We start from the raw sequence: 12,503 nt of genomic DNA on the forward strand, positions 1-12,503 counted from the left end.
GCGAGGAGCCATGCCCCTGTTCGACCTGCCCCTCGACGAGCTGCGGCGGTACGCTCCGGCCGTGCCGGCGCCCGCCGACTTCGACGACTTCTGGCAGGACACCCTGCACGCGACGGCGGCGACACCGGTGCTGATCGACGTCCGGCCCGAGCCGACCGACCTGCGTCTGGTCGACACCTGGGACGTCAGTCTCGCCGGCTTCGCCGGTGACCCGGTCCGGGCCTGGTACACCCGACCGTCCGGCGTGGACGACCCGCTTCCGGTGGTGGTGGAGTACGTCGGCTACGGGCGTGGCCGTGGCCTGCCGCACGAACGGCTCACCTGGACAGTGGCCGGCTACGCGCACCTGCTGGTGGACGCCCGGGGGCAGTCCGGCCAGTACGGCCTGGGTGACACGCCCGACCCGCACGGCGCGACGCCCGGCGGGCCGACGCCGGTGACCCGGGGCATCCTGGCGCCGGAGGGTTACTACTACCGGCGGCTCGTCACCGACGCGGTCCGGGCCGTACACGCCGCCCGTGCCCTGCCCGGAGCCGACCCGACGCGGGTGGTCGCCGCCGGCAACAGCCAGGGCGGTGGCCTGGCGCTGGCCGTCGCCGGGCTGGTGCCCGACCTCGCCGCGCTCGTCACCAGCGCGCCGTTCCTGTGTCATGTGCAGCGGGCCATCGAGATCACCGATGCCGGCCCGTACGGCGACATCGTCACCTACCTCGCGGTGCACCGGGAGGCGGAGGCGGCTGTCCGGCGCACCCTGTCCTATGTCGACGGGGTCAGCTTCGCCCGGCGGGCGCAGGCGCCGGCGCACTTCGGGATCGGGCTGCGGGACACGGTCTGCCCGCCGAGCACCGGCTTCGCCGCCTACAACCAGTACGGTGCCGGCACCGGTGGCCCCGCCCCGCAGCGGAGCCTGCACGTGTACCCGTTCAACGGTCACGAGCACGGCGACGCGACCCACGTACGCCGCCAGATGCGGTGGCTGGCGGAGCTGCTCTCCGGGACGGTGGACCGGCACGCGTAACCGAAACTTCCGGAGTTGCCGGTCGGTCCCGGCTGATGGCCTGGCCACAGGGTGATCCCGCTGTGGCGCGTACTGAGGTCCGGTTCCGGAGGGTCGAAAGTGTGCCGGAGCGCGTTGAGCTTTCAGACGTGTTTCGATACTGTTTTCGATACAACAGCCTCGATCTACTCGTGGTGGCGGGCTGCAGGAACCGACCGGCGCGGCTCACGGGCAACCGCGCAGACGGCGGGAGCCACCATGTCTGGGCAGTAGTCGGGGCCGGCTTCCATCAGCACGGCTTCGTCGAAAGGCTCATGCCATGAACAACGCCTTCGCCCGCGGCAGCGGGCGTCCGGCTCCCCGACTGCGGCCACGCATCGCGTTGGTCTCGGCCGCCGTCGGTCTCGCCCTCATCTCCACCAGCGTGGTGGTGGCCACCAGCGCCAGCGCCGCGACCACCCTGGGTGCCTCGGCCGCCGAGAAGGGCCGCTACTTCGGCGCGGCCGTGGCGGCGAACAAGCTTTCCGACTCCACCTACGCCGGCATCCTCAACCGCGAGTTCAACTCGGTCACCCCCGAGAACGAGATGAAGCTCGACGCGACCGAGCCGCAGCAGGGGCAGTTCACCTTCGCCAACGCGGACCGGATCGTCAATCACGCCATCTCGCGCGGCATGTCCGTCCGGGGGCACACCCTGGCCTGGCACTCGCAGCAGCCCGGCTGGATGCAGAACATGTCCGGCACCGCGCTGCGCAACGCGATGCTCAACCACGTCACCCAGGTCGCCACCTACTACCGGGGCAAGATCCACTCCTGGGACGTGGTGAACGAGGCGTTCGCCGACGGCAGCAGCGGCGCCCGCCGCGACTCCAACCTCCAGCGTACCGGCAACGACTGGATCGAGGCCGCGTTCCGCGCCGCCCGGACCGCCGACCCCGGCGCGAAGCTCTGCTACAACGACTACAACACCGACGACTGGACCCACGCCAAGACCCAGGCCGTCTACAACCTGGTCCGCGACTTCAAGAGCCGGGGCGTGCCGATCGACTGCGTCGGGCTTCAGTCGCACTTCAACCCCAACTCGCCGTACCCGAGCAACTACCGCACCACGCTGTCCAGCTTCGCCGCCCTCGGGGTGGACGTGCAGATCACCGAGCTGGACATCGAGGGTTCCGGCGCCTCGCAGGCCGAGACGTACCGCCGGGTGGTCACCGACTGCCTTGCCGTCGCCCGCTGCACCGGCATCACCGTGTGGGGCATCCGGGACACCGACTCGTGGCGCTCCGGCGGCACCCCGCTGCTCTTCGACGGCAGCGGCAACAAGAAGCCCGCGTACAACGCGACGCTGGAGGCCCTGAACGCGGGCGGCACCACCCCGCCGCCCACCACTCCGCCGCCGACCACTCCGCCGCCCACCACCCCGCCGCCGACCACGCCGCCGCCCACCACCCCGCCGCCGACCACTCCGCCGCCCGGCGGATCCGGCTGCACCGCGACCGTGTCGCTGAACTCCTGGACCGGCGGATTCGTCGCCACCGTCCGGGTCGCCGCCGGCGCCACCAGGCTCAACGGCTGGTCGGTGACGCTCGCGCTGCCCAGCGGCAGCACGGTGACCAACACCTGGAACGCCCAGGCCAGCGGCACCAGCGGCAACGTGAGCTTCCGTAACGTCAGCTACAACGGAACCGTCAACGCGGGCACCACCATCGAGTTCGGCTTCCAGGGCAACGGTGTCGGTCCGTCCGCCACCCCCACCTGCACCGCCAGCTGAGATGAAAGGAGGGGTCCCCTGCTAACGCCTCGTGCATAGCAGGGGACCCTTCCTAACGCCACGACCGCCCCCCGCGCGGACGCCGACGGCAGCAGTGACGGCGGCGGCAGCGACGGTGGGCGGTCGCGGTGTCGACGGGGTCAGCAGCGGCTGATGCTCGCGTTGGAGAGCGTGACGTTGCTGATGGTCAGGTTGGTGGCGCAGGGGTTCTCCACGATCCGGTTGTTGGCCAGGGTGAAGTTCCGCAGCGTGATGTCGCGGTTGCCGGGGAACTCGGAGCGGGCCGCCAGGCGGACCTCCCCGCCGCCGCTGATCGTGCCGCCGCCCGCGGCGATGTCCACGCCCGTGCAGTTCTCGATCAGGACGGCGTTGTTGCCGGTGTTGGCGATGTCCACCCGGTTGATCGCCGTGCCGCCGGATTCCGAGACACAGAAGACACCCCGGCCGCCGCCGCGTGCCCGGACCGTGTCGACCCGGATGTTGATCGGGTACGAGGAGCCGATCCGACCCGCGCGGTTGGCGACCCGGAAGGCCGCGTACCCGGTGCCGGTGCCGGCGTTCTCCGCGTCCACGGTCCTCACCGTGGCGTTGATGGTCTGGTTGAGCAACAGCCCCGACTCGCCGACGTTGCGGGCGGTCACCGTGCCGATGGTCAGCCCGTCCACGCCGTACGTCTCGACCGCGTGCGACCGGGCGCCGGAGACGTACACGTTGTCGATGCGGATGTTGCGCGACCACTGGCTGGTGTCGCCCCGGTTGTCGATGCGGACGCCCAGGCCGCCGGAGAGCCGCATGTCGATCTGACCGAGGATCACGTTGCTGACGTTGCGCATGAAGATGCCGTACAGCGGGGCGCCGGTGACGGTGAGGTTCTGCACCTCGACCTGGGTGGTGCCGCGTGAGTAGATCGGGGCCTGGTCGCCCGAGCCGGAACCGGTGACGTTGATGGTGCCGCACACGTCGATCGTCGTGTAGCTGGGCAGTGAGATGCGGGAGCCGGCGCTGATCGTGCCGGAGCCGCGGACCACGACCCGCTGTTTGCTGGTCCGGCCGGCGCTGAGGCTGTTCACCGCCGCCTGCACGGCGGCACGCATGTCGGTGCCGGTGTAGACCGTGCTGCCGCCGTTACGGGCGGTCCAGGTGCCGCCGCCCAGCACGGCCTCGGCCTGGAACGCGCCGCTGCCGCAGCCGCTGGAGCTACCCAGGACGGCCAACTGCCACTGCTGGTTGGTGCCGCCGACATCCTGGTACTGCGAGATCATGCCGCCGTCGGCGGTGGACCACTCCCACACGTCCAGGGCCTTGTTCGAGTGCCGGTTGACGAAGCGGACGTAGCCGCCGTCGGAGTCGGCGAGCCGGAAGTGCTGCCGGTTGTTGCCGCTGACCGGCGCGTTCTGCACGAGCTGGACGCCGTCGTCGGCGGTGGGCAGTTCGAGGACCTTGCCGCTGTGCACCGAGCGGATCTGGTAGTAGCCGCTGCCCACGTCGACGAAGCGCCACTGCTGCACCGCCGCGTCGTTGCGGGTGAACTGGTTGACCGGGGCGTTGTCGGCGGTGGACCATTCCCACACGTCCATCGCCTTGCCGCTGTGCCGGTTGACGAACACGTACGTGGCGTTGGGGTCGACGGTGGCGGCTCGTGCGGCCGGTGCGGTGACCGTCTCGGCGGTGCCGAGGAGCACCAGCGCGGCGACGACCACCAGGCCGAGGCGTGGACGTCCCTTCGTTGTTCTGAGCAGCATGCGGTTCCTCCGGTGTGTGGATCGGTGGTGGCGCGCTCGCCGCAGTGGCGGTGGGGCCGGCAAGCGCTTTCCTTGAACCCAATATAACGACATAGGTCGATGAATCACAACCGGGGTGGAAACGCGGCGACGCCCGCGCGGGCGCTTCCCTGGGCTGCGAGGTGGGACGCGTACCCGGGAATCAGGCGATCGAGCAGGGCGTGCCGTTGAGGGTGAAGGCCGTCGGCGCGGCGGTGTTGCCGCCGTGGGTGGCCTGGAAGCCGACGCTGGCCGAGGCGTGGGGGGCTATGGCGGCGTTGTAGGTGGCGTTACGGGCGGTCACCGCGCCCGACGTCGGGGCGTAGCTGGCGTTCCAGCCGCTGGTGATGCTCTGCCCACCGGGCAGCGTGAAGGCCGGACTCCAGCCGTTGACAGCGGTCGTGCCGGTGTTGGTGATCGCCTCGACCGGCGCGGTGCCGCCGCTGCCCCCGTAGCGGGTGCGGGTGTAGCCGGCCTGCGGGCTGTCGGTCACCGTCGGCGTCTGGCTCAGCCCGTGCACGTTCGTCCACTGCTTGACCTGCTCGCCGAAGTTCGGATACCGCAGGATGTCGTCGTTGGCGCCGTGCCAGATCTGCATCCGTGGTCGCGGCCCGGTGTAGCCCGGGTACGCGGCGCGGACCAGGTCACCCCACTGCTGCGGGGTACGTGTCACCTGCCCGTTGGCGCATTCGCTGTTCCACTCCGAGCCGTTGGTGGTGGCGAAGCAGCCGAACGGTACGCCCGCGAAGGCCGCCCCGGCGGCGAACACGTCCGGGTAGATCCCGAGCAGGACGTTGGTCATCATCGCGCCGGACGAGACACGCAGAGTCTGATCGCCGTTCTCATCGGGGCGTGTCCTCCGGACGGGGTGCGGACAGGGCGGTGTTCCGATCGAGGGCTGCCCGGTGCCCGAGGTCGTCCGGCTCAGTGGCATCGATGATTATCAGCTGGTAGGGGGGTGGGTGGCAAGCCGCTGGCCGCCGCGCTGTCGACCCGTCCCGGGTGACGGTCGCCGTCAGCGCCGCGTGACCGGGTGCCCGCGCTCACTGTTCGTCGTCGACCATGTAGGTCTCGCCGTCGTGGGAGAACAGCGACGGCAGGTGCTCGTCGGGCTGCGGTGCCTGCGCCGGGTCGTGGTGCGGGTCGCCGTCGGGGGAAAAGAGCACCTGGTCGGTCTTCGCGGTCTTCTCGCGTTCTTCCTCCGGCTCGGTCACGACCCGCTCCTCCGCTCGTGGGCGTTGCACCTCGACGCTACGTGCGGTCGGCGGCACGCCAGGGTGGGCGGTGCCGCCGACCACCCGAACGGGGTCAGGGTCGCAGCAGGACCGGCCCGGCGTCGATCCGGGTCCGGAACAGCGCGTACGGCTTGCGTCGCAGGTCGCGGCCCCGGTTGAACGGCGGTTGCCGGTGCACCTGGTTGGCGATCACGTACAGGTGCCGGTCGACGGCCACACTCAGCGTGTCCGGCCAGAGCAGCCGCGCGTCGTGTACCACGGTCTCGTACTCGCCGTCGGGTCGTCGGCGCAGCACCGCGTTGTGTTCGTAGTTGGTCAGGTAGAGGCGTCCGGCGTCGTCGGACTCCAGCCCGTCGGCGCCGCCGCCCTTGTCGCCCTCGTCGACCACGGTCGCCGCCACCGCCGCGTCGTCCAGGGTGCGGTCGGCCAGCGCGTCGGTGGCGACGCTGTACCAGCGGCGGGTCGCGAGGGCGCAGTAGTACAACCGGGCCCCGTCGGCGGAGATGGCGATGCCGTCCGCGCCGACGCCCACCGGTTGCGGCGGGCCGTCCGGTGGCCGGACCAGGAACGGGCGACCCTCGACCACCGGGCGGAAGTCCGCCAGCGGCGCGGCCTTGGTGGACGGATGGTCGTCGAGGCGACGCCACGACTCGCCACTGGCCAGGTCCACCACGATCAGCGCGTTCGGCGCGCCGTCGGCGGAGTCGGTGATGTACGCCAGCCCCGCCTCGCCGCGCCGCAGGTCGAAGCGGACGTCGTTGAGGTACGTGGTGGGCAGTGCCACGTCGGGCGGGAACGTGATCACCTGGACGACCCGATCGGTGCGCAGGTCGATGCGGACCAGCTTCGGCCCGCCCGGCTCGGTCGGTTGGAACATCGGGCTGCCGGTGTCGAGCACCCAGAGCCGGTCGGTGGGGTCGACCACGACGCTCTGCACCGACACGAAGGCGGAGGCGTCGTCGTTGCCGGACGGGGTGTTCCACGCCCGGTCGGGGTAGGGGATCTCGCGTCCGCGCCGCAGCTCGACCACGGTCGCGGGCGCCTCGTCGCCCCAGCGGGGGAAGTTGACGAAGATCCGTCCCCGGTGCGAGACGGTGACTCCGGTCGGCATCGGTCCTCGGAACCGGTGCACCACGTCCAGCTTGCCGACCGGTTCGTCGGCGGGTATTCCGTTGCGCATCTGCCACCTCCCGGGAGGGTTGATCTCTCTGGAACAATCATGTCAAATCGGGCGGCGGGTGTTGCGCCTCGCGTCGCTCATCCGACCCACCGTCAGCCAGAAATGCATTCGTCACCGAACCGTCATGCCTCCGCGCGGTACCCGCCACCTGCTGGCGGCAGGGTGGGGCCGACCTCTATGACGTGGAAAGGAGCGCGCTATGGCCGTTGCGCTGGACGACCACCTGGTCACCCTGACCTGCGACAACTGTGGTGACACCGTCACCGGGTCGGGTGCGCCCTCGGGCGGCGAGGTGGTGTGGACGCTGCTCTCCGAGCACGGCTGGAGCGGTTCTCCGCTCGCTGGCGGCCCGCACCGGTGCGCTCACTGCACCCGACTCGGCCCGGCCTCCGGCGGCGCACCCGGAGGCATCACCGGCATCGAGCACCTCGACGGCGTGACCGTGGTGACCGTCGCCGGTGACGTCGACCTCGACACCGGCGACGCCCTGGAGTTGGCGTTGCGGCATGCGACCGACATGGGCGGGCACGTGGTGGTGGACCTCGGCCGCACCGACCTGATCGACTCCACCGCGCTGGGGCTGCTCGTCCGGGCCCACCACCGCGCCGCCGACCGCGACGCGGCGCTCTGTGTCGCGGCGAGTTCGCCGCTGATCCGTCAGGTGCTACAGGTCACCCGCCTGGACGAGGTGTTCCCGGTCGCCGAGACCCGCGCCGACGCACTCGCCCGGTTCGGCGGCGATGCCGCCACCTCCGGACCCGCCGGCTGAGCGATGGCCGGGACGGCCGTCATCCCCGATCCCGGCTGGAGAGCGGCACCCCGACGAGTCGTGCCGCCCGATCCCGGGCCCTGGGGGAGGGGCCCGGGATCGGGCCGGCCGCGGGATCCGGCCGGGGGACAAGCGACACGGAACTGATCCGGCCCGCCCGTACCAGCCGGTGCCTGGCGGTACGGGCGGGCCGGGGTTCAGCGGCGGCTGCGCCGAGTGTTGGCCAGCCGCAGGGCGTTGCAGACGTCCACCACACCTTCGACGTCCCAGGCCAGCTCGCTGGCGGCCCGGCGGGTCTCCGCGCTGCCGACCAGCCCGGTGAGGATCACCACGCTGTTCTGCACCATCACGGTGATCTGCTGCCGTCGGGTGGTCCAGTCGGCGCTGAGTCGCTGGGCGACCAGGGCGGCCAGGCGGACATCCTCGTCGTGGTGCTGCGGCTCGTCCCAGAGCGCGCGGAATGAGTGGTCGTCGGGCATCGGCCAGGGCCACGGCATCACCACAGCGGTCTCCTTCGTCGTCGACGCCGGCGACGCGAGGCGCCGTCCCGATCGATCACCACACTGCGCAACGACCTTGGAGTGGACCGCACGGTTGGATGACATTTGCATGACAGATCCTGCCGATGCCCGCCGCCCACCGGTGCCCGCGCCCGCCAACCTTCCGGCCACGCCCCCGCCTTCGTGCCGCCCCGATCTCCTGCGCCGATCATGGAGGGGCGGTCGCTGTTTTGCGCCGGTACGCCCAACTTGTAACCGCCACAACTCCATGATCGCGGGGGCGCAAGGCCCCCGATCCAGGTGATCAAGGAGTTTTGGTCGTTCACACCGAGGTGGCGTGACCAAAACTCCTTGATCAACGCGCCGGGGGGTGGGGAGATCCGCACCACAGCGGCTTCGGGCCGGGCGCCGTCGAGCTGGCTCGTTCCCTCGCCGCTCACCGTCTCGGCGACACCATCGAGGCGGTACGCCGACACGAACACGCCGTGCGCAGCGACGGGTGGGGGCGGCTGCCCCCGGGACAGCGCGCCGCTGCTCTCGTCGACGCCGCCCGCTCCTACCTCGACACCGGCGACTTGTCCGCAGCCGGTAGCGCCCTACTCGACGCCGACCGCACCGCACCCGCCGAGGTCCGCAGTCGCCCTGTCGCCCGTACCCTCCTCGCCGAGATCATCCAACGCACCCCCGCACCCGCCGACGTAGCGCGCCTGGCCACCACCGTCGGCCTGATCCCCAACACTCCCAGCAATTGACCGCGTGCACGCCCCGCCGCAGCCCCGCCGACCGCGGGTTCCTGGCGCCAGCCCGCGTTGATCAAGAGGTTTTGGTCCTCTGCGCGCGGGTTCCGTGAACCAAACCTCTTGATCAACGCGTCGAGTGCCAAGGCGCTAGGGCCGTCCGGTCAGGGGCGGTTGCGGTGGGTGCGGTAGCGGCGGATCAGGGCGGCGGTGGAGCTGTCCAGGGTGGTCAGGTCGGGCTCGTCGCCGGTGAGGAGGGGGGCGAGTTGGTTCGCCATCACCTTGCCGAGTTCCACGCCCCACTGGTCGAAGGGGTTGATGTCCCAGATCGCACCCTCGGTGAGGACGATGTGCTCGTAGAGGGCGACCAGTTGGCCGAGCGTGGCGGGAGTGAGGCTGGGGGCCGTGATCGAGGTGGTGGGGTGGTTGCCCGCCATCACCTTGTGCGGTACGAGGTCGACCGCGGTGCCCTCGGCGGCGACCTGCTCGGCGGTCCGGCCGAAGGCGAGCGCGGCCGTCTGGGCGAAGAAGTTCGACATGAACAGGTCGTGCATGTCGCCGATCTCGTGGTTGGGTTTGCTGAACCCGATGAAGTCGGCCGGTACCAGCCGGGTGCCCTGGTGCAGCAACTGATAGAAGGCGTGCTGGCCGTTGGTGCCCGGCTCGCCCCAGAAGATCTCCCCGGTGTCGTACGACACGGGCTGCCCGTCGGCGCGGACCGACTTGCCGTTGCTCTCCATGGTGAGCTGTTGGAGGTACGCCGGGAACCGGTGCAGGTACTGCGAGTACGGCAACACCGCGTGGGTCTGCGCGCCGAGGAAGTTGGCGTACCAGATGTTCAGCAGCCCGAGCAGGACCGGGGCGTTGCGGGCCGGCGGCGCGGTGCGGAAGTGCTCGTCCATGGCGTGGTAGCCGGCCAGCATCTCGTCGAAGCGCGCCGGACCGATGGAGAGCAGCACCGACAGGCCGACCGCCGACGGCAGCGAGTAGCGCCCGCCGACCCAGTCCCAGAAGCCGAACATGTTCGCCGGGTCGATGCCGAAGTCCGCGACCCGCTGGGCGTTGGTGCTGACCGCGACGAAGTGCCGGGCCACCGCCTCGTCGCCCGCGTCGAGCCCGGCCAGCAGCCAGCGCCGGGCCTGGTGGGCATTGGCCAGGGTCTCCTGGGTGGAGAAGGTCTTCGACACGATCACGAACAGCGTGCTGGCCGGGTCCAGGTCGGCGGTGGTGTCGTGGATGTCGGTGGGGTCGATGTTCGACACGAACCGGCAGGAGATGCCGGCGTCGCGGTACGCCTTGAGCGCCTCGTACGCCATCACCGGCCCGAGGTCGGAGCCGCCGATGCCGATGTTGACCACGGTGCGGATCCGCTCGCCGGTGTGCCCGCGCCACTGGCCGGAACGTACCTGGTCGGCGAACTCGGCCATCCGCTGCCGGACCGCGTGCACGTCGGCCACCACGTCCTGCCCGTCCACGGTCAGCGTGGCGTCGCGCGGCAGCCGCAGCGCGGTGTGCAGGACGGCCCGGTCCTCGGTGCCGTTGATGTGCGCTCCGGCGAACATGGCGGCGATGCGGTCGGTGAGTCCGACCCGCTCGGCCAGCGCGGTCAGCAGGGCCAGGGTCTCGTCGGTGACCAGGTTCTTGCTGTAGTCGACGTAGAGATCGGCCACCTCGACGGTCAACCGCTCGCCCCGGTCGGGATCACCGGCGAACAGGTCCCGCAGGTGCGTCGCGCGGATCTCGTCGGCGTGCTTGCGCAGGGCCTGCCACTCGTCGGTGGTGGTGACGTCCGCAGCCATCGGATCGATCGTCTCCTCGCAGGGTAGGCACGCGGCCGGCGTCGTCCGGCCGGCGGGATGGGACCAGCCTGCCACACGAAGATCGCCGCATCGGGCCGGACGCGGGGGGACCGGTCACGATCCGCGCAGGTGGCTGTCCGCTGCGCGCACGGCGGGCGGACGTCGGCGGGGTCGCTGCCCGACTCCGGAGCGGACAGGGCAAGGTGGAGGCATGACGACGCCGGCACCGAAGACCCCCGCAGCCGCCTCCGCGACCTCCGCCACCCCCCGGCAGACGCTGCTGGTGCTGGGCGCCAGCGGAGACCTGACGGGCCGGCTGCTGCTGCCCGGTCTGGGCCGGCTGCTGGCCAGCGGCGCGCTGCCCCACCTGCGGTTGATCGGCAGCGGCATGGACGACTGGGACGACGAGCGCTGGCGTCGCCGAGTGGCCGACTCGTTTGCCAGCGTCGGCGCGCAGGGCCCGGTGGAGGCCGAGGTGCTTCGCGAGACGCGGTACGTGACCGCCGACGTGACCCGCGAGGAGGACCTGCGGGGGCTGCTGAGTTGCTGCGCCGGCCCGGTGGTGGTCTTCTTCGCGCTGCCGCCGTTCGTGACCGCCCGGTCGGCCGCCGCGCTGGCCCGGATCGGCGTACCGCCGGGCACCCGGCTGATGCTGGAGAAGCCCTTCGGCCTCGACCGGATCTCGGCGCGCTCGCTCAACGAGCTGCTGGCCACCCTGGTGCCCGAGGACCAGGTGCACCGGATCGACCACTTTCTCGGCAAGTCCACCGTGCTGAACCTGCTCGGCCTGCGCTTCGCCAACCGGATCTTCGAGCCGGTGCTGAACAACACCCACGTGGCCTGCGTGGACATCGTCTTCGACGAGATCCTGGGGCTGGAGGGCCGGGCCGGCTACTACGACCGCGCGGGCGCGTTGGTGGACATGGTGCAGAGTCACCTGCTCCAGGTGCTCGCCCTGCTCGGCATGGAGCCGCCGCCCACGCTGAGCGCCAAGGAGCTGCGCGGGCGCACGGCGCAGGTGCTGCGGGCCGCCCGGCTCTGGCAGGACGACCCGGTGGCGGCGAGCCGTCGGGCCCGGTACACGGCGGGCGACGTCAACGGCCGCCACCTGCCGGACTACGCCGCCGAGGAGGGCGTCGACCCGGCCCGGAACACCGAGACCCTTGCCGAGGTGGTGCTGGAGGTGGACACCTGGCGCTGGGCGGGCGTCCCGTTCCGGCTGCGCTCCGGCAAGGCCACGTCGGCGGTACGCAAGGAAGCCGTCATCACCTTCAAGCAGCCGGCCCGGGTGCCGGACGGCTTGACCGGGTACGAGGAGCCGGACCGGCTGCGGATCGGGTTCGGCCCGGACTGTCTCGGGCTCAACCTGAACATCAACGGTCCCGGCAACCCGTTCGACCTGGACCAGGTGCACCTGACGGCGGACTTCGGCCCCGGCGAGCTGCCGGCGTACGGCGAGGTGCTGCGGGGCGCGTTCGAGGGGGACCCGACCCTGTCGGTGCGCGGCGACGTGGCCGAAGAATGCTGGCGCATCGTCGAGCCGGTGCTGGCCGCCTGGAAGGCGGGGACGGTGCCGTTGCAGGAGTACCCGGCGGGCTCGGCAGGTCCGGACGACACGCTGCTCGGCCCGGTACGCGGCTGACCTGGGCGGCCCCGGCTCCGCCGCGTGAGGAATCTTCACCGATGGTGACAGAGTGATATCTCTCAGCTACTTTTCAGCCACCGGTGCTAGCTTCCCGTCTCGACGGGATCCAT

At 71.1% G+C, this 12,503-nt stretch carries 10 protein-coding genes and 1 pseudogene; 5 read left to right on the plus strand and 6 right to left on the minus strand.

Features of this window, described 5'->3' with window-relative positions:
* Positions 1-10 precede the first annotated feature (10 nt).
* Complete coding sequence (locus ID554_RS26655; protein ID WP_117228848.1) at positions 11-1,018, plus strand: acetylxylan esterase; 1,008 nt, start codon at positions 11-13, stop codon at positions 1,016-1,018.
* 298 nt (positions 1,019-1,316) lie between these two features.
* On the plus strand, positions 1,317-2,768 hold the full coding sequence (locus tag ID554_RS26660) for an endo-1,4-beta-xylanase (protein WP_117228849.1): 1,452 nt from the start codon (positions 1,317-1,319) through the stop codon (positions 2,766-2,768).
* A 140-nt stretch (positions 2,769-2,908) separates the two neighbouring features.
* Here ID554_RS26660 and ID554_RS26665 read toward each other — a convergent pair whose 3' ends face one another.
* From ID554_RS26665 to ID554_RS26680, 4 genes and pseudogenes are all read right to left on the minus strand, one after another.
* The gene (locus ID554_RS26665; RefSeq protein WP_117228850.1) at positions 2,909-4,510 is read right to left on the minus strand and encodes an RICIN domain-containing protein; all 1,602 of its coding nucleotides are present in this window, start codon (positions 4,508-4,510) and stop codon (positions 2,909-2,911) included.
* Positions 4,511-4,691: 181 nt separating this feature from the next.
* A pseudogene (locus tag ID554_RS26670) lies at positions 4,692-5,345 on the minus strand (cellulose binding domain-containing protein); the annotation flags it as partial.
* A gap of 226 nt (positions 5,346-5,571) precedes the next feature.
* Positions 5,572-5,742 (minus strand): hypothetical protein, encoded by a 171-nt coding sequence (locus tag ID554_RS26675; protein ID WP_191088638.1) that lies wholly within the window; start codon positions 5,740-5,742, stop codon positions 5,572-5,574.
* 94 nt (positions 5,743-5,836) lie between these two features.
* Positions 5,837-6,943 carry an L-dopachrome tautomerase-related protein gene (locus ID554_RS26680; RefSeq protein WP_117228852.1) on the minus strand — a complete coding sequence of 369 codons (1,107 nt, stop codon included), beginning with the start codon at positions 6,941-6,943 and terminating at the stop codon, positions 5,837-5,839.
* A 199-nt stretch (positions 6,944-7,142) separates the two neighbouring features.
* Here ID554_RS26680 and ID554_RS26685 point away from each other — a divergent pair, with 199 nt between their 5' ends.
* Positions 7,143-7,712 (plus strand): STAS domain-containing protein, encoded by a 570-nt coding sequence (locus tag ID554_RS26685; protein ID WP_117228853.1) that lies wholly within the window; start codon positions 7,143-7,145, stop codon positions 7,710-7,712.
* 197 nt (positions 7,713-7,909) lie between these two features.
* Here ID554_RS26685 and ID554_RS26690 read toward each other — a convergent pair whose 3' ends face one another.
* A complete protein-coding gene (locus tag ID554_RS26690) occupies positions 7,910-8,209 on the minus strand; it encodes a BON domain-containing protein (protein WP_117228914.1) in 300 nt (99 codons plus the stop codon).
* A gap of 488 nt (positions 8,210-8,697) precedes the next feature.
* On the opposite strand from ID554_RS26690, the gene ID554_RS26695 reads away from it, so the two are divergent.
* Positions 8,698-8,964 carry a hypothetical protein gene (locus ID554_RS26695; RefSeq protein WP_117228854.1) on the plus strand — a complete coding sequence of 89 codons (267 nt, stop codon included), beginning with the start codon at positions 8,698-8,700 and terminating at the stop codon, positions 8,962-8,964.
* A 149-nt stretch (positions 8,965-9,113) separates the two neighbouring features.
* Here the strand turns inward: ID554_RS26695 and pgi are convergent, their stop codons facing one another.
* Positions 9,114-10,748 (minus strand): glucose-6-phosphate isomerase, encoded by a 1,635-nt coding sequence (pgi, locus tag ID554_RS26700; protein ID WP_117228855.1) that lies wholly within the window; start codon positions 10,746-10,748, stop codon positions 9,114-9,116.
* Positions 10,749-10,959: 211 nt separating this feature from the next.
* On the opposite strand from pgi, the gene ID554_RS26705 reads away from it, so the two are divergent.
* Positions 10,960-12,390, plus strand: a complete 1,431-nt coding sequence (locus ID554_RS26705) for a glucose-6-phosphate dehydrogenase (protein WP_117228856.1) — start codon at positions 10,960-10,962, stop codon at positions 12,388-12,390.
* The last annotated feature ends 113 nt before the right edge of the window (positions 12,391-12,503 follow it).

It is taken from the genome of Micromonospora craniellae, from assembly GCF_014764405.1.
GTDB lineage: Bacteria > Actinomycetota > Actinomycetes > Mycobacteriales > Micromonosporaceae > Micromonospora > Micromonospora craniellae.